Source organism: Micromonospora sp. WMMD961 (assembly GCF_029626145.1).
GTDB lineage: Bacteria > Actinomycetota > Actinomycetes > Mycobacteriales > Micromonosporaceae > Micromonospora.
Window position 1 is genome coordinate 5670375 of sequence record NZ_JARUBJ010000002.1, and the last position, 16661, is coordinate 5687035.

At 72.7% G+C, this 16661-nt stretch carries 14 protein-coding genes, 3 pseudogenes and 1 riboswitch; of the genes and pseudogenes, 12 read left to right on the top strand and 5 right to left on the bottom strand.

The genetic code is table 11. The features are described from left to right. Window positions 1–9: 9 nt before the first annotated feature. The 6 genes and pseudogenes from O7614_RS25590 (at window position 10) to fabF (ending at window position 5499) form a co-directional block, all read left to right on the top strand. Window positions 10–677, top strand: a pseudogene (locus O7614_RS25590) (response regulator transcription factor). 42 nt (window positions 678–719) lie between these two features. After that, window positions 720–2000, top strand: a pseudogene (locus O7614_RS25595) (helix-turn-helix domain-containing protein); the annotation flags it as partial. A gap of 78 nt (window positions 2001–2078) precedes the next feature. Continuing rightward, window positions 2079–2987 (top strand): annotated as a pseudogene (locus O7614_RS25600) (ACP S-malonyltransferase); the annotation flags it as partial. 14 nt (window positions 2988–3001) lie between these two features. Next, window positions 3002–3946, top strand: a complete 945-nt coding sequence (locus O7614_RS25605; RefSeq protein ID WP_278140986.1) for a beta-ketoacyl-ACP synthase III — start codon at window positions 3002–3004, stop codon at window positions 3944–3946. 84 nt (window positions 3947–4030) lie between these two features. Continuing rightward, window positions 4031–4270: an acyl carrier protein gene (locus O7614_RS25610; protein WP_030330276.1), complete on the top strand. Its 240-nt coding sequence runs from the start codon at window positions 4031–4033 to the stop codon at window positions 4268–4270. A gap of 2 nt (window positions 4271–4272) precedes the next feature. After that, window positions 4273–5499, top strand: coding sequence for a beta-ketoacyl-ACP synthase II (fabF, locus tag O7614_RS25615; RefSeq protein WP_278140988.1), 1227 nt, complete (start codon window positions 4273–4275; stop codon window positions 5497–5499). Window positions 5500–5550: 51 nt separating this feature from the next. Here fabF and O7614_RS25620 read toward each other — a convergent pair whose 3' ends face one another. The 3 genes from O7614_RS25620 to O7614_RS25630 form a co-directional block, all read right to left on the bottom strand. Next, complete coding sequence (locus tag O7614_RS25620) at window positions 5551–5769, bottom strand: hypothetical protein (protein ID WP_278140989.1); 219 nt, start codon at window positions 5767–5769, stop codon at window positions 5551–5553. Window positions 5770–5864: 95 nt separating this feature from the next. Beyond that, window positions 5865–7598 (bottom strand): glycoside hydrolase family 3 N-terminal domain-containing protein, encoded by a 1734-nt coding sequence (locus O7614_RS25625; RefSeq protein ID WP_278142382.1) that lies wholly within the window; start codon window positions 7596–7598, stop codon window positions 5865–5867. Window positions 7599–7694: 96 nt separating this feature from the next. Further along, window positions 7695–8186 carry a DUF3145 domain-containing protein gene (locus tag O7614_RS25630; protein WP_091409261.1) on the bottom strand — a complete coding sequence of 164 codons (492 nt, stop codon included), beginning with the start codon at window positions 8184–8186 and terminating at the stop codon, window positions 7695–7697. A gap of 309 nt (window positions 8187–8495) precedes the next feature. On the opposite strand from O7614_RS25630, the gene O7614_RS25635 reads away from it, so the two are divergent. Further along, window positions 8496–8825: a hypothetical protein gene (locus tag O7614_RS25635; protein ID WP_088988216.1), complete on the top strand. Its 330-nt coding sequence runs from the start codon at window positions 8496–8498 to the stop codon at window positions 8823–8825. A 214-nt stretch (window positions 8826–9039) separates the two neighbouring features. Here O7614_RS25635 and O7614_RS25640 read toward each other — a convergent pair whose 3' ends face one another. Then, entirely contained in the window at window positions 9040–9663 is a 624-nt protein-coding gene (locus tag O7614_RS25640; RefSeq protein ID WP_278140990.1) for a carbonic anhydrase, read from the bottom strand. Window positions 9664–9833: 170 nt separating this feature from the next. On the opposite strand from O7614_RS25640, the gene O7614_RS25645 reads away from it, so the two are divergent. The 5 genes from O7614_RS25645 (at window position 9834) to O7614_RS25665 (ending at window position 15976) form a co-directional block, all read left to right on the top strand. Then, entirely contained in the window at window positions 9834–10781 is a 948-nt protein-coding gene (locus O7614_RS25645; protein ID WP_278140991.1) for an alpha/beta hydrolase, read from the top strand. 108 nt (window positions 10782–10889) lie between these two features. Then, the gene (locus O7614_RS25650) at window positions 10890–13007 is read left to right on the top strand and encodes an AAA family ATPase (RefSeq protein WP_278140992.1); all 2118 of its coding nucleotides are present in this window, start codon (window positions 10890–10892) and stop codon (window positions 13005–13007) included. Between the two features lie 105 nt (window positions 13008–13112). Then, window positions 13113–14030, top strand: coding sequence for a cation diffusion facilitator family transporter (locus tag O7614_RS25655; protein ID WP_278140993.1), 918 nt, complete (start codon window positions 13113–13115; stop codon window positions 14028–14030). A gap of 112 nt (window positions 14031–14142) precedes the next feature. Then, window positions 14143–14274, top strand: a riboswitch (cyclic di-AMP (ydaO/yuaA leader). Window positions 14275–14329: 55 nt separating this feature from the next. Beyond that, complete coding sequence (locus O7614_RS25660; RefSeq protein ID WP_278142383.1) at window positions 14330–15343, top strand: hypothetical protein; 1014 nt, start codon at window positions 14330–14332, stop codon at window positions 15341–15343. Window positions 15344–15460: 117 nt separating this feature from the next. Continuing rightward, a complete protein-coding gene (locus O7614_RS25665; RefSeq protein WP_278140994.1) occupies window positions 15461–15976 on the top strand; it encodes a hypothetical protein in 516 nt (171 codons plus the stop codon). Window positions 15977–16154: 178 nt separating this feature from the next. Here O7614_RS25665 and O7614_RS25670 read toward each other — a convergent pair whose 3' ends face one another. Then, window positions 16155–16622, bottom strand: a complete 468-nt coding sequence (locus tag O7614_RS25670; RefSeq protein WP_278140995.1) for an SRPBCC family protein — start codon at window positions 16620–16622, stop codon at window positions 16155–16157. Window positions 16623–16661: the final 39 nt, after the last annotated feature.

Sequence of the window (16661 nt, forward strand, 5' to 3'; positions counted from 1 at the left end):
AGCGACACGGTGGCGGCGACGGTACGGGTGGTGCTCGCGGACGACCAGCCGGCGGTACGGGCGGGTCTGGCCCTGATCCTGGACGGTTCGCCGGGTATTCAGGTCGTCGGCGAGGCGGCCGACGGTGACGAGGCGGTGCGGTTGTGTCGCGAGTTACGTCCGGACGTGGCGGTGCTGGACGTCCGCATGCCTCGTCGGGACGGGATCTCCGCGACCCGGGAGATCGCCACCGACGTGCTCGCCGACGTACTGGTGCTCACCACCTTCGACCTCGACGAGTACGTCTTCGGCGCGTTACGGGCCGGCGCTGCCGGATTCCTGCTGAAGGACACCGACGCCGAAGGTCTGGTGGATGCGGTGCGTACGGTGGCGCGTGGCGACGGGTTCATCGCTCCGCCGTGACCCGCCGGTTGATCACGGCTTTCGCGGCCACCGCGCCGACTGCGTCGGCCGACACCCGGGCCACGCTGGGCACTCTCACTCCACGTGAGCGGGACGTGCTGGCCTGCCTCGGTCTGGGTTTGTCCAACCAACAGATCGCCGATCGGCTGGTGTTGGCGGAGAGCACCACCAAGACCCACGTGAGTCGGATCCTGGCGAAGCTGGGCCTGCGGAGCCGGGTGCAGGCCGCGATCCTGGCCCAGGAACTGGGCCTGCCCGCTCCCCCGCACCCGTGAGCCCCGCGGACCGGTGCCGACGTGGATGGCCTGCTCAGAACGTGTCAGGCTAGGGCGGTGAGCACGCCGGGCGGTGGAGACCTGTCGGCCACGCTGCGCCGGATCGAACGTTCGGCGGGGGCGTTGGCCACCTCCAGCGTGGCCCGGATGGACGAGACCCTGCCGTGGTTCCGGGCGTTGCCGGCCGACCAGCGCTCCTGGGTGATGTTGGTGGCCCAGGCCGGCGCCCGGTCGCTGGTGCAGTGGTTGCAGGACGGCGGCGGCACGGCGGACAGCACCCAGGAGGTCTCGGACGAGGTCTTCGCCGCCGCTCCGCAGGCGCTGGCCCGGTCGATCACCCTCCAGCAGACCGTGGCGTTGATCAAGGTGACCATCGACGTGGTCGAGGAGCAGGTGTCGCACCTGGCCGCCGAGGGCGAGGAGCAGCAACTACGCGAGGCGGTGTTGCGTTTCTCCCGGGAGATCGCGTTCGCCGCCGCCCGGGTCTACGCGCGGGCCGCCGAGTCGCGTGGCGCCTGGGACGCCCGGTTGCAGGCACTGCTGGTCGACGCGCTGCTGCGTGGTGACTCGCCGGACGTGCTGGCCAGCCGGGCCGCCGCGCTCGGCTGGGCGGATGCTCCGCCGGTCGCGGTGGCGGTCGGTCGGTCGCCCGGCGGGGAGGTCTCCGCGGTGCTGCACGTGGTCTACCGGCAGGCCCGCCGGATCGGCGTGGAGGTGATCGGCGGTGTCCACGGCGACCGGCTGGTGATCGTGCTGGGTGGCGCGGCGGACCCGATGACCGCCACCGCCAAGTTGCTGAGCGCGTTCGGGGACGGCCCGGTGGTGGTCGGACCGGCGGTGCCGAGCCTGGACGAGGCGACCGAGTCGGCGCGCGCCGCGTTGTCCGGTTTCCGGGCCGCGCCGGCCTGGCCCAGCGCGCCCCGGCCGGTGCCGGCCGCCGACCTGTTGCCGGAGCGGGCTCTCGCCGGCGACGCCGAGGCCCGCCGGCGGTTGCGACACGACGTGTACGCGACGCTGGTGCGCGCCGGGGGCGAACTGCTGGCGACGCTGGACGCGTTCCTCGCTGCCGGCGGCACTCTGGAGAGCGCCGCGCGGGCGCTGTTCGTCCACCCGAACACCGTGCGGTACCGGTTGCGGCGGATCGCCGAGGTGACCGGATTCTCGCCGTTGTCTCCCCGGGACGCGTTCGCCCTCCAGGTCGCGCTGACCGTGGGCCGGCTGGATCCGGTCGCCCCGCTCACCTCACCCGTCCCGACTCAGACAATGACCCCGGCCGCCCGGAAAACCGCTCAAAACGAGGATGACAGTCGCCGATCTTTGTAGGAAACCTCCAAAGGTTCTAGTGCGGTTTGGTCGGGGGCGGCACAGCGTTACCCGCGCGTATCCGGGAGAGTCATAGGCGTGCTCGCCGTACTTAGTCCCGGCCAGGGTTCGCAGAAACCCGGCTTCCTGACCCCCTGGCTCGACCTGACCGGCACCGAGGCGCGTCTGCGTGAGTGGTCGAAGTTGGCTGGGGTCGACCTGGTGCATCTGGGCACCGACGCCGACGCCGACGAGATCAAGGACACCGCCCGCACCCAGCCGCTGCTGGTCGCCGCGGCGCTGCTCGCCGGCGAACATTTGCCGCTGGGCGACGTCGCGCTCACCGCCGGCCACAGCGTCGGCGAGTTGGGTGCCGCCGTCCTGGCCGGCGTGCTGTCGCCCGAGGCCGCGATCAGCCTGGCCGGAGTGCGTGGCCGGGAGATGGCGGCCGCGTGCGCGCTGGAGCCGACCGGCATGGCCGCGGTGCTCGGCGGCGACCCCGACGAGGTGCTCGCCGCGATCGAGGCGAACGGGCTGTACCCGGGCAACCGCAACGGCGCCGGGCAGATCGTCGCCGCCGGCTCGCTGGACGGGCTCGACAAGCTGGCCGCCGAGCCGCCCGCGCGGGCGCGGATCATCCGGCTCAAGGTGGCCGGAGCGTTCCACACCCCGTACATGGCCCCGGCCGAGGCCGCGCTCGCCGCCGTCGCCGCCGAGATCACCCCCGCCGACCCGGCCCGCCTCCTGCTGTCGAACCTGGACGGCACGGCGGTCGACAACGGCCCCGACCTGCTACAGCGCCTCGTGCGCCAGGTCACCGCGCCGGTGCGGTGGGACCTGTGCATGCGTACGCTGGCCGACCTCGGGGTCACCGGCGTGATCGAGTTGCCACCGGCCGGCACTCTCGCCGGGTTGGTGAAGCGGGACCTCAAGGGCGACGGCGCCCCGGAGATCGTCACCCTGAACACCCCGGACGACCTGCCGGCCGCACGGGACCTGATCGCCCGCATCGGAGGTCGTTCATGACTGGCAGTCGCATCGTCTCGATGGGGCACTACCAACCCTCGCGGGTGGTGACCAACGACGACATCGCCCAGCTCGTCGACACCAACGACGAGTGGATCCGTGACCGGGTCGGCATCGTCAGCCGGCGGATCGCCGACACCGAGACGGTGGCCGACATGGCCGCCGCCGCCGCCGGCAAGGCGCTGGCCAACTCGGGCCTGACCGCCGCCGACATCGACCTGGTCGTGGTGGCCACCTGCACCTCCGTCGACCGCAGCCCCAACGTGGCCTGCCGGGTCGCCGCCAAGCTGGGCATCGCCGCCCCGGGCGCGTTCGACGTCAACACCGCCTGCTCCGGCTTCGCGTACGCGCTGGGCACCGTCGACCACGCCATCCGGGCCGGCGCGTCGCGCAACGCGATCGTCATCGGCGCGGAGAAGCTCTCCGACTTCACCGACTGGACCGACCGCTCCACCTGCATCATCTTCGCCGACGGCGCTGGCGCCGCGGTGGTCTCCGCCACCGCCGACGACGAGCCGGCCGGGATCGGGCCGGTGGTCTGGGGTTCGGTGCCGGAGAAGAGCGACGCGGTCCGCATCGAGGGCTGGCGCCCGTACGTCCAGCAGGAGGGGCAGGCGGTGTTCCGCTGGGCCACCACCGCGCTGGCGCCACTCGCGCTGCAGGCCTGCGAGCGGGCCGGGGTCGACCCGTCGGAGCTGGCCGCGTTCGTGCCGCACCAGGCCAACGCCCGGATCATCGACGGCATCGCCAAGCGGCTCAACATCCCCAACGCGATCATCGCGAAGGACATCGTCGAGTCCGGCAACACCTCCGCGGCGAGTGTGCCGCTGGCCCTGTCCAAGCTGGTCGAGCGCCGGGAGGTGCCCTCGGGCGCGCCGGTGCTGCTGTTCGGTTTCGGCGGTGGCCTGACCTACGCCGGTCAGGTCGTCCGCTGCCCCTGATGACCCCCTCGGGCGCGTACGCGTCCAGGAGTGGCGGTCGGCGACGCCGTCCGCCGGAAACCCCGATGAAAGGAACCAACCGCAATGACCCGTGACGAGATCACCACCGGCCTCGCCGAGATCCTCGAAGAGGTTGCCGGGGTGAACCCGGACGACGTGGCCGAGGGGAAGTCCTTCACCGACGACCTCGACGTCGACTCGCTCTCCATGGTGGAGGTCGTGGTCGCCGCCGAGGAGAAGTTCGGCGTCAAGATCCCGGACAACGAGGTGCAGAACCTCAAGACCGTCGGTGACGCCGTCAGCTACATCGCGGCGCAGTCCTGATCATGAGTCGTCCTGACGTCGTCGTCACCGGGCTCGGCGCGACGACCCCGCTTGGCGGGGACGTCGCGTCGACCTGGGACGCCATGCTCGCCGGCCGCTCCGGGGTGAGTGCCCTCACCCAGGAGTGGGCCGCGCAACTGCCGGTCCGGATCGCCGCCCAACTGGCCGTGGAGCCGTCCGAGGTGCTGGACCGGGTCCGACTGCGCCGACTGGACCGTTCCGAGGCGATCGCGATCATCGCGGCGCAGCAGGCCTGGGCGGACGCCGGCCTCGCCGGCTCCGACCTCGACGGGGAGCGGCTGGCCGTCAGCGTCGGCTCCGGCATCGGTGGCGCCACCACCCTGCTCGCCCAGGACGACATCCTGGAGGCTTCCGGGCCACGGCGGGTCTCCCCGCACACCATCCCGATGCTGATGCCGAACGGTCCGGCCGCCTGGGTCGGGCTGGAGTTGGGCGCGAAGGCCGGCGTGCACTCGGTGGCCAGCGCCTGCGCCACCGGCGCGGAGGCGATCGCCCTCGGCCTGGACATCATCCGCTCCGGTCGGGCCGACGTGGTGGTGGCCGGCGGCACCGAGGCGGTCATCCACCCGCTGCCGATCGCCGGCTTCAGCTCGATGCGGGCCATGTCGACCCGCAACGACGAGCCGGAGCGCGCCTCCCGCCCGTGGGACCGGGGCCGGGACGGTTTCGTCCTCGGTGAGGGCGCCGGCATCGTGGTGCTGGAGCGGGCCGAGCACGCGGCTGCCCGGGGCGCCCGGGTGTACGCGCGCCTCGCCGGCGCCGGTATCACCTCCGACGCGTACGACATCGTGCAGCCGCACGCCGAGGGCGAGGGTGCCGTCCGGGCCATCGCCAAGGCGATCGCGGACGCGGACGTGGCGAAGCGGGACATCGTGCACGTCAACGCGCACGCCACGTCGACCCCGGTCGGGGACATGCTGGAGATCGGCGGGCTGCACAAGGCGCTGGGTGACCACCCGGTGCTGTCCGCGACGAAGTCGATGACCGGTCACCTGCTCGGTGCGGCCGGAGCACTGGAGTCGATCGCCACCATCCTGGCCATCCGCGACGGTGTCGTCCCTCCGACGATCAACCTCGACGACCCGGACCCCGATCTCACCCTGGACGTCGCCGCGCACAAGGCCCGCCACATGGAGATTCCGGCCGCGCTGAACAACGCGTTCGGCTTCGGCGGCCACAACGTGGCGCTGGTCTTCGCCCGGCCCTGAGGCTGCGGTGAAACGGGCCATCTCCGGTCGGAGGTGGCCCGTTCTGCTCGTTCAGCCCCGGTTGCGGGGGTGCTGCTTCGCGGTGCGCTCGTTGCCGTGGCGGTAGTTGCCGGTCCAGCGGGCCATCACCAACTGCGGGTCGTCGTCGACCTCGGCGAGGAATTCCGCCGCCCGGGCACCGCGCAGTGCGCCGGCCACCCGCCCGTGGTGGGTAATCACCACAGTGCCGTCGGCCCGTTGCACGTACCGGAATCCTGCTGCCGCTCCCATGCCTGGAGACTGTCAGGCGGCCCGAACCGGGGCGACCCGTTTTCGCGGCCGGCCGGCCCGCGGCCGAGGGCGGACGCCGATCCGTCCGCGCCTGTTCAGGTGCCGCAGGTGGTGGCGGGCAGGCCGGGTACGGCCACCGGGGACCGGCCGCTCGGCCGGGCCTTGCCGGCCAGCACGGCGGCCAGCCCGGTCATCGACGCCCGGCTGGACGAGTAGGTGGCCAGCAGCGTCGGTGACTTCGCGCCGCTCAGCACGTACGGGGTGTCCATGGCGACCGTGACCGCCGCGTCGGGCCGCAGGTCGTTGGCGCCGTCGCCGTAGCCGACCAGGTGCACGATCGTGCCGCCGCTGGGCTTCACCTGCACCCCGGCTGCGGTCAGTGCGGCGGTGAGCGCGGCCCGGGTGCCGTCCCGACCGCCGGAGGAGGTGACGGTGATCGGCCCCGGCACCGCCCCGCCGCAGGTGCCCCGCAGCATGGTGACGGCGGCGGCGGCCAGCGCGTCGGCCGCCGCGCGGTGCTCCGGGGAGTTGAGCGTGGACATCTGCGCGGCCGGGGTCTGCGCGAGACGGAACTTCATGGTCAGCACCCGGGTGACCGCCTCGACCAGCCGGGTCCGGGGCAGCGACCCACCGCGCAGCGCGGCGAGCAGCCCGTCGTACGCCTGACCGACGTTCGGGGTCATCAGGATGAGGTCGTTACCGGCGTTCAGCGCGCGGACGGCCGCCTCGCCGGGGGCCCAGCGCTTCGCGGGCGGCATGTTCATCCCGTCGGTGATCACCACGCCCTTGAAGCCGAGTTGGCCGCGCAGCACGTCGGTGAGCAGCTTGTGCGAGAACGTCGCCGGGGTTCCCGGGTCGATCGCCCGCGCGTCCAGGTGGCCGGACATCACCGCCATCGCTCCGGCGTCCATGCCGGCGGTGAACGGCGGCCAGGCACCGGTCTGCAACGCCTCGGCGGACTGGGTGAGCACCGGCAGGTCCTGGTGCGAGTCGTCGGCGCTGTGGCCGTGGCCGGGGAAGTGCTTCAGGGTGGCCGCGACCCCGACCGCCTGCAGGCCCCGGACGGCGCCGCCCACCTGCGCCGCCGCCTGCTTGGGGTCGGAGCCGTACGACCGGGACCCGATGACGGTGCTGCGGGTGGCCAGCACGTCGGCCACCGGCGCGAAGTCGACGTTGATTCCCATCGCCGCCAGCTCGGCGCCGGCGGCCCGCCAGGCAGCCTCGGTCAACGTCGGGTCGCCGGCCGCGCCCGCCGCGAGCGCGCTGGGCAGCACTGTGACCCCGTCGGTCACGCGGGTGACGACGCCGTACTCCTGGTCGGTGCCGATCAGCAGCGGCGCGGGGCCGGCGGCGAGCCGACCGGCGGCGGCGCGCAGCCCGGTGGTGAGGTCGTGGACCTGCTTCGGGTTGTCGACGTTCGTGGTCTCCTGGTTGCCCTTGGTCGGGTCGTCGGCGCTGAAGCCGACCAGGATCAGGCCACCCAGCCGGTACTTGCTGATCATGTCCGCGGGGGTGTCGACCCCGGCGAGGGCCTGGTTGCCGGCGGCCGAACCGGCGGAGACCTTCGTCGCCGAGTCGCCGTATGCGTACGGCATCAGCACCTGGCCGACCAGGTCTTCGTCGGACAGCGTGGCGACCAGCTCGGCGGCCTGAGCGGCGGGGTCGCTGGCCGGCGGCGCGGCGGAGATGCTCGGCGCGGCGGAGGTGCCGGCCGGGCTTGGCGTCGGGGCTGGACGTTCGGCGGCACCCGAGCAGCCGGAGACGAGCAGCGCGGTCAGAGCGGCGACTGCGACGGCGGCACGCCGCGGGCGATTCGACACGCCGCCTATCCCATCAGTTCCCCCTTATCGGGGCAACTTGACCTTTCTGCCCGCAGGGCCCGTCGACGACGTGCACGCAGGTTGCCCGACCCGGACGCGTACCAGTCAGCCGACCCGGGTGAGCAAGGTCACCGGCGCGCCGTCGCCGGCGTAGCGGTAGGGCTCCAGGTCAGCGTCCCACGCGGTGCCCAGCGCCTTGTCGAGGGCGTGCGCCAGCGCCTCCGGAGCCCGGGAGGCAGCCATCAGCGCCCGGAGCCGGTCCTCGCCGAGTTGGATGTCGCCGGCCACGCCGACAGTGGCCCGGAACAGACCACGGGCCGGCACGTACATGAAGCGTTCACCGTCGGCGCCGGGACTCGGCTCCTCGGTGACCTCGAAACGGATCATGGGCCACTGCCGTAGGGCAGCAGCCAGCTCGGCGCCCGTCCCCGGACGACCGGTCCACCCGCACTCGGCCCGGCGTGCGCCGGGGTCGACGGGCTGAGCCGTCCACTGCAGGTTGACCGGCGCGGCTAGGACGCGCGCGATCGCCCACTCGACGTGCGAGCACACGGCGAGCGGGGTCGAGTGGACGTATACGACGCCACGCGTTGGCACGGTGACCTCCCGGAGAGCGAGGTGCGTCTTCCCCTACGACCTCGACCACCCAGGTGGCTCGTGCAACACATGATGACTGGTGTGACGCGTGGTGCGCCAGGGAATCGGAAAAAACGCCGGGCGGAATAGCCGGACGGGTGGCTGCCGTTGCCTCTCAGGACACCGCGACGACCAGCATGATGTCGTGGTCCTGTACAGTTCCACCGGCGGCTTATGCCGCGTTACACCTACGCGAGCCGAGTCCACGTTCGGCCCGCACACAGCCCCCGGACGTTCAGTCCTCCCGTACGTCTTGCAAGGAGTACCTCCGTGGCGAGCAACACCTCTAAGACCGCGCGCGCGTCAGTCCGGGCCGGCCAGGCTGGCCAGGGTGGCGCCCTCAGCGTGCTGGGCGAGTTCAAGTACCTCATCCCGCTCAACGGCGGCAAGCACGCCTACGTGCGGAACCTGACCAACGGCAAGACCGCGCACCTGCGCACCGACTCGGACGCCTTCGTCGAGGAGATCCGCGTGCTGGCCGCCGCCGGCCACGCCGCCAAGATCCGGGCGGAGATCAACAACCTGGCTGCCGCCCACCCGGGTGACGGCTGGGAGGCCACCGAGAAGCGCCTCGTCGCGGCCGGTGTCTTCGAGGGCTGAGCCCTCCCCCACCGCATCATCTGAAACCGCCCGCCGGGACTCCCCGGCGGGCGGTTTCGCGTGCGCGAGCATCTGCCTCGTCGATCATGGAGTTATGGTGACCGGTTTGTAGTTATCCAGTCCGGTTTGTTACCCACCACAACTCCATGATCGACCGGGGCGGGGGGCGGGGGCGGGGGCGGCGGGGGCGGGGGCGGTTCTCGGGCCGGGCTGGTCAGCCGGGGTCGAGGAGGGCTACCTCGCCGGTGGCCAGGTTGTAGAGGCCGCCGACAATCGCCACCCGGCCGGTGGCCACCGGCCCGGCCAGCAGGTCGTCGGCGCGCAGCGCGCGGACCGTGCCGCGGACGTGCTGGCGAATGGCCAGCGGGTGCACCGCCGGGTCGTCGATCCCGACCTCGGTCACCGCCGGGGCGATCTCGTCCACCAGGTACGCCAGCGACCCCCCGGGCCGTTCCCCGGCGCGCAGCGCGTCCACCGCGGCACCCACCGCACCGCACCGCTCGTGGCCGAGGACCATCACCAGCGGTACGCCCAGCTGCCCGACCACGTACTCGATGGAGCCGCACACCGCCCGGTCGAGCACGTGCCCTCCGGTACGGATCACGCAGATCGCCCCGAACGTCTGGTCGAAGATCGCCTCCAGCGGCACCCGCGAGTCGATGCAGCCGAGCACCACCGCGTACGGCTGCTGGTCACCGGAGGCGGCGGCTGCGGCCGTGACGTCGTGCCCGTGGATCGGCTGGCCGCTGACGAACCGCCGGTTCCCGGCGAGCAGGTCGGCCAGCGCGGCGCGGGGCGTGCCGCCGGCCTGCCGTCCCTGACCCGGCGTCCCACCCATGGGTGCTCCCGACGACCCCATGTCGTTCAGCTTGGCCTTCCTCGGACGAGCAGGGGCGAGGTCGGGAATGTTCGACCGGGCGCGATTGGCGTGGTGTCATGGCGGGTAGCCGTTGTTACCGCCGGGTATCCCGGTGCTGGTGGTGCGGGGGCGGCCCTGGGGAGGTGGCGATGCCGGAACGGTTCGAGGTTGCCATGCCGGACGGCGTACGGCTCAACGTCGAGGTGACGGGGCCGACGGACGCCCAGGTGACGGCTGTCCTGCTGCACGGTTGGACGCTGGATGGGCGCGCCTGGCACCGGCAGGTCGACGCGCTCACCGCCGCGCCGGTCGACGGGGCGGTGCGGGTGGTCGCCTACGACGCGCGGGGGCACGGCCGCTCCAGCTGCATGGCGCTGCCCACGGCCACCCTGGCCCAGCTCGGCGACGACCTGGCCACGCTGATCGACACGGTGGCGCCGACCGGGCCGGTGCTCCTGGTCGGGCACTCGATGGGCGGCATGACGATCATGGAGTACGCCCACCGCCATCCCACGCACTTCGCCGCCCGTACGGCCGGGCTGGTCTTCGTCTCGACCACCGCCGAGGGGCACGCGCACACCGTCTACGGGCTGTCGCCGCGGATCGCCCGGCTGATCCGGCTGGCCGAGACCACCGGTGCCGGCGTGTTGGCCCGGTGCGGTTCGTGGCGGGCGCCCCGGGCGCTGCTGAACGCGCTGCGACCGAGCATCCGCTGGATGCTCTTCGGGGACCGCTGCGAGTCGTCCGACCTCCGCCTGGTGACCTCGGCGGTGGCCCGTGCCTCGCTGCGCTCGATCGGCGGGTTCCGCGCCTCCATCGGCGCCCAGCACCGCCTGGACACGCTCGCCGCGCTGGCCCATCTGCCGGCCGCCGCGCTGGTCGGCGACCGGGACCGGCTGACGCCACCGCCGTGCGCCGAGTCGATCGCGGCGGCTCTCCCGGCCACCGAGCTGACCGTCTGCCCCGGTGCCGGGCACATGCTGATGATGGAGCGCCCGGACGAGGTCAACGCCGCGCTCACCGCCGTCCTGCGTCGGGTGCTCGGCGAAACGCCGTCCCGCGGCCTCGGCGCGACTCCCGCCGCGAGCGGTGCCTGACCACGTTCCCGCACCTCGGGCGCGGCGGGTCGGGCGCGGGGCCGTACCCTTCTGCGGTTGGCTTGCGCGGTTCCCGCCGCCTGCCGGCGACAGTCGAAGGAGCGTGCGTTGACCGACCAGACCGGCCTGGAGCAGGAGATCGCCGTCGAGCAACGCCACCTCGACCGGGTGTACGCGCGGTTGGCCGAGCTGCGGCAGTCGGCGGTCCGCGCCGAGCGCGACGGCTACCGGATGGCCCGGGTGGGCACGCACGGCGCGTTGGTCGAGCGCGACGCGATGGTGTTCCACGCGGCGCAGCGGCGGCACACCCTGGACGCCGAGCACGAGGGGCTGGTCTTCGGCCGGCTGGACCTGCGCGACCGTCAGGTGCTGCACGTCGGGCGGCTCGGCATCCGGGACGAGGACGCCCGCACGCTGGTCGTCGACTGGCGGGCGCCGGCCGCCGCCGCCTTCTACCAGGCCACCCCGGCGCAGCCGCTGGACGTGGTGCGTCGCCGTACGATCCAGTCCCGCGCCGAACGGGTCACCCGGATCGAGGACGACCTGCTGGACCCGGGCGCCGCCCCGGAGGGGATGACTGTCGTCGGTGACGGCGCCCTGCTGGCCACCCTGTCCAAGGCCACCGGCCGGGGCATGCGGGACATCGTGGCGACCATCCAGCGGGAGCAGGACGAGGCGATCCGCTCGCCCGGCTCCGGGGTGACGATCGTCGCGGGCGGCCCCGGCACCGGCAAGACAGCTGTCGCGCTGCACAGGGCCGCGTTCCTGCTCTACTCCGACCGCAGCCGGTACGCGGGCGGCGGCATCCTGGTGGTGGGCCCGTCGTCGGTCTTCGTGGAGTACATCGGCTCGGTGCTGCCGTCGCTCGGTGAGGACACCGCGACCCTGCACTCGCTGGGCACCCTCTTCCCGGGGATGACCGCCACCCGCCCCGATCCGCCGGAGGTGGCGGCGGTGAAGGGTTCACTGCGGATGCGTCGGGTGCTGGAGCGGGCGGCCCGGGACGCGGTGCCGGGTGGCCCGGCTGAGCTGCGCCTGCTCTACCGGGGCACGCTGCTGCGGCTGGACCGGACGACGCTGGACCGGATCCGGGACCGCGCGCTGCACCGGGGCGCCCGACGCAACGAGGTGCGCCGGGCCGGTTTCGACGGGGTGTTCGCCGCGCTCTGGGCGCAGGCCCGTGAGGTGGGCATCACCCGACTGCCGGAGCAGCGGGCCTTCGAGGCGGAGATCGCCGAGCGGTCGGAGTTCCGGGAATTCCTCAAGGCCTGGTGGCCTCGTCTGCACCCTCGGCACGTGCTCGGCTGGCTGACCCAGCCGGACCGGCTGCGTCGCTACGCCGGGGGCATCCTCTCCAACGCGGAGATCCGGATGCTCACCGCCGCGTACCGGGACCTCGACTCGACCGGGCTGACCATCGCCGACATCGCGCTGCTGGACGAGTTGGACGCGCTGCTCGGCAAGCCCGCGCAGCCGGCCCGGGCCCGTCGCGACCCGTTCCAGCTGGCTGGCGGCGTTCGGGAGCTGAGCACCGCGGCCGACCGGCAGCGGGCCGCCCGGGCCGCGGCCCGGGAGCGTCCGGAGGACTACCGGGACTACGCCCACGTGGTGGTCGACGAGGCACAGGACGTCTCACCGATGCAGTGGCGGATGATCGGTCGCCGTGGTCGGCTGGCTTCGTGGACCGTGGTGGGTGACCCGGCGCAGACCGCGTGGACCGGCGACCCGGACGAACTGGACCGCGCTCGGGACCAGGCACTGGGCCGGCGCAAGCGGCACGATTTCACGCTCACCACCAACTACCGCAACTCCTCGGAGATCTTCGCGGTGGCGGCGGCGGAGATCCGGCGGCTCTACCCGGACCTGCCGCTGCCGACCGCCGTCCGCTCCACCGGGATCGATCCGGTCGAGCTGGTGGTGCCCCCGACGGGGTTGGCGACCGCGACCGTGCAGGCCGCCACCGAGCTGCTGGCCGAGGTGGAGGGCACGGTCGGCGTGATCACGCCGGTGCCGCGTCGGGACGAGGTGGCCGGTTGGCTCGACGCGCTCGACGCGCCGAGGTTGCAGGTGGTCACCAGCCTGGAGGCCAAGGGCATGGAGTACGACGGAGTCGTGCTGGTCGCCCCGAGCGAGATCCGGGCGGATCCGGGTGCCGGGGTACGCACCCTGTACGTGGCGCTGTCCCGGGCCACCCAGCGCCTCACCACCATCGACCCGACCGGCTGACCTGTCCGGGTGCCGTCGGGGGGAGACGCCACCCAAACACTTGCACACATTGCGATGCGAACATACATTGGACCGGACCCGGGATGGCGGCGGAAGGTAATTCACGTGGGCGCAGGTCATGACCACCACCACGGGTCCGTCGCCAATGCCGCACACCAGCACCGGGGTCGACTCTGGGCGGCATTCGGACTGCTCGCCACCCTGATGGTGGTCGAGGCGGTGACCGCCCTGCACACCGGATCGCTCGCCCTGCTCTCCGACGCCGGGCACATGTTCACCGACGTGCTCGGCATCGGGATGGCACTCGCCGCGATCACCGCGACCCGGCGGGCCACCGGCGACCCGCAGCGCACCTTCGGGCTCTACCGACTCGAGGTGCTCGCCGCGCTGGCCAACGCCGTCCTGCTCTCCGGCGTCGCGGTCTACGTGGTGATCGAGGCGATCCGCCGCTTCGGCAACCCGCACGAGGTCATCACCGGCCCGATGCTCGCGGTGGCCGTGCTCGGCCTGCTCGCGAACGTCGTCGCCTTCGCCCTGCTCCGCTCCGCCGCACGGGAGAGCATCAACATCCAGGGCGCCTACCTGGAGGTGCTCGGCGACCTGCTCGGCTCGGTCGGCGTGATCGGCGCGGCGCTGCTCATCACCGTCACCGACTGGTGGTGGGCCGACCCGCTGGTCGCCGTCGCCATCGGCGTGTTCATCCTGCCGCGCACCTGGCGGCTGGCCCGGGCAGCCATCCGCATCCTGGTGCAGGCCGCACCGGAACACCTCCAGGTGACCGCCGTGCACGACCGGCTGGCCGCGGTCCCCGGCGTGGTCGAGGTGCACGACCTGCACGTCTGGACGCTCACCTCGGGCATGGACGTGGCCTCCGCACACCTGACCATGGAGCCCGGCGCGGAGGTCGGCGCGGTGCTCACCGCCGCGCGCACCGCCCTGCACGACGACTTCCGGATCGAGCACGCGACCCTGCAGATCGAGCCGGGCGCCGCTTCCGGGGCGTGCGGCTCCACTGAGTGGTGACGGCGGCTCCCCGTCACGACGCACGCACCGTCCGTCACATTCGCTGCAGCCGCCCCACCGGTACCGGTAGGCTCGGTCCCGGCCGCCACCAGGCGGCGCCTCCCGGCGCCGGTGGTGGTCGTCGCCTAATCGCCCGCACGGGCGAACCGGGGAACCATGTTCCTGGGGTGCATCCGCGTCAGCGGTAGGGATCTTCCGTCCCGAACCCGTCAGCTAACCCGGTCGGCGGCTGACGGAAGGACTGCACAGTGGCACCAGCACGACCACCTGCCGCCCGACTGGCGGCCCTGATCGTCGCGATGTTCGCCCTCGGCGTCGCGCTCCCGGCCGGCACCGCCTCGGCCGCTCCCCCGGCCGGCCAACGGGCCGCCGCACCCGACTCCGACGAAGAGGGCGGCACTCCGGCGCTTCGCGCCCAACTCGAGGCCGCCAGCAAGGGCTACCTGGACGCGAAGCGCGCCCTGGACGCCTCCGTGCAGCGGCAGCAGCAGCTCACCACCCAACTGAAGACCCTTGAGGTGGAGCTCGACCAGCGCAGCGGCAAGGTCGGCGAGATCGCCGGCGTCGCGTACCGCACCGGCCGACTCAGCGCGATCTCGGCGCTGCTCAACAGCGACAGCCCGGAAGGCTTCATGGATCGGGCCGCCGCCCTGGACGCGGTGGCCGCCAACGAGGACCGGGTGCTGCGCGACCTCCTCGCCAGCAAGGAGCAGGCCAACCGCACCCGGGTCGCCCTGGACGGTGAGATCAACGAACAACGCAAGCAGGTCGCGGTGATGGCCAAGCGCAAGGAGCAGGCCGAACGGGCCCTGACCGTCGCCACCGCCCCGAAGCCGCAGACCACCGCCGACACCGACTCCAACCGGGGCACCTCCACCAGCAACGCGAAGGCCGCACCGCGCAACTCCGACGGCTCCTGGCCGAAGGAGTCGTGCAGCGTCGACGACCCGACGCCGGCCAGCGGCTGCATCACACCGCGTACCCTGCACGCCCTCAACCAGGCCAAGGCCGCCGGCTTCACCCGGTACGTCTCCTGCCACCGCAACGGAGGCTCCGGTGAACACCCGAAGGGCCGAGCCTGCGACTTCGCCGCGCAGAAGAGCGGCTTCGGCGGGAACGCCACCGGCGGCGACAAGACGTACGGCAACAACCTGGCCGCGTACTTCATCCGCAACGCCGACCGGCTCGCCGTGCTGTACGTGATCTGGTACCGACAGATCTGGCTACCCAGCAGCGGGTGGAAGTCGTACAGCGGCGCTAACGGCACCCCGTCCACCGACCACACCAACCACGTACACCTGTCGGTCTACTGACCACCCGTGGCCGGCGCCCCGGTCGCGGGGCACCGGCCACGGCTACGTCGCCGGGCGTACACCTGATGTCGTCGGTGGTCGGACGACCCGGCCGAGGTCGGCGGGCAGCATCGCGGTATGCCTCGGATCCCACCCACGGCCCGCAAGGCGCTGCTCACCCTGCATCTGGTCACCTCGCTGGGCTGGCTCGGCGCCGACCTGGTGCTGCTCACCCTCGGCATCGCCGTGCAGCGGGGTGGCGACCCGGCCGTCTTCTACCCGGTCGGCGCGGTGGTCGGCACCGTCCTGTTCGCGCCGTTGAGTGTCCTGGTCTGGCTGATCGGTGTCGCCAGCGCGCTGCTCACACCGTGGGGCCTGCTGCGTTACCGGTGGGTGTTGGTCAAGCTCGTGCTCACCACCGTGATGGTCGGACTGGTGCTGTTCCTGCTCACCCCGAACCTGCGACACGCCGCAGCACTGGGCGCCGCCCTGCCCGACCGGGATCGCGCCGACCTGGTCATCGCGCCGGCGGTGTCGACCAGCCTCATGATCATCGCGACGGCGCTGTCCACCTACAAGCCGTGGGGCCGACGGCAGGTCACCCGGACGACGACCGCGAGCAGCGCCCGCAACTCGGCGCCCAGGGTGCCCTGACCGCGCCATGATCGCGCTGCAACCATGATGTAGTGGTCTCCTCACGCTCCGAGGCCACTACATCCATGATGAAGCGTGACCTTGGGATCTTGTGCGGACCCGCGCGCTCGGCACGGACCCGGGCGCTCGGCACGGACCCGGGCGCTCGACACGGACCCGCGCGCTCGGCACGGGTGGGTCAGGCGGCGGGCGGGGGGTTGTCGGCGCGGTCGAGGGCCGCGCCCAGCCGGGTGGCCAGGGCGAGGTGGGCGGCTCGGGCCTGGCGAAACGCGTAGCGGAACAGCGGCGTCGGCGCGGTCAGAGTGATCTCCACGTCGATCCGGACCAGGCCGTCCGGCTCGGCGCGCAGCCGGGTGTGGTTGCGTACCGTGGTGGCCGGCCACTGGCGGGCCACCATGACGATCTCGTCGGCCTCGCTGATCAGCACGTCCGCGTGGTAGGTGGTCCGGAGGCGCAGCGGCCCGGCCGCCAACCGGTCGTTGATCGTGTAGCTGGCCTGGGCGCCGGGACGGGGTGGCACCCGGCGGACCCGGACGATGAGCGGGTGCAGCTCGCCCTGCCGGGTCAGGTCGCTGAGCAGCGCCGCCGCCTCGGCGGGTGAGCACCGGGCCTGGACGGTGTAGCTGAAGGTATCGCTGCTGAGCACACCGTCTCCCGCCGCCGTTGGTCGCCCGATCGTCCCGTA

Bases quoted from the DNA above. Each gene is read 5' to 3' on its own strand.
- O7614_RS25605 (WP_278140986.1), top strand. From the start codon at position 3,002: ATGACTGGCAGTCGCATCGTCTCGATGGGGCACTACCAACCCTCGCGG.
- O7614_RS25610 (WP_030330276.1), top strand. From the start codon at position 4,031: ATGACCCGTGACGAGATCACCACCGGCCTCGCCGAGATCCTCGAAGAG.
- fabF (WP_278140988.1), top strand. From the start codon at position 4,273: ATGAGTCGTCCTGACGTCGTCGTCACCGGGCTCGGCGCGACGACCCCG.
- O7614_RS25620 (WP_278140989.1), bottom strand. From the start codon at position 5,769: ATGGGAGCGGCAGCAGGATTCCGGTACGTGCAACGGGCCGACGGCACT.
- O7614_RS25640 (WP_278140990.1), bottom strand. From the start codon at position 9,663: ATGGGTGGGACGCCGGGTCAGGGACGGCAGGCCGGCGGCACGCCCCGC.
- O7614_RS25645 (WP_278140991.1), top strand. From the start codon at position 9,834: ATGCCGGAACGGTTCGAGGTTGCCATGCCGGACGGCGTACGGCTCAAC.
- O7614_RS25660 (WP_278142383.1), top strand. From the start codon at position 14,330: ATGTTCGCCCTCGGCGTCGCGCTCCCGGCCGGCACCGCCTCGGCCGCT.
- O7614_RS25665 (WP_278140994.1), top strand. From the start codon at position 15,461: ATGCCTCGGATCCCACCCACGGCCCGCAAGGCGCTGCTCACCCTGCAT.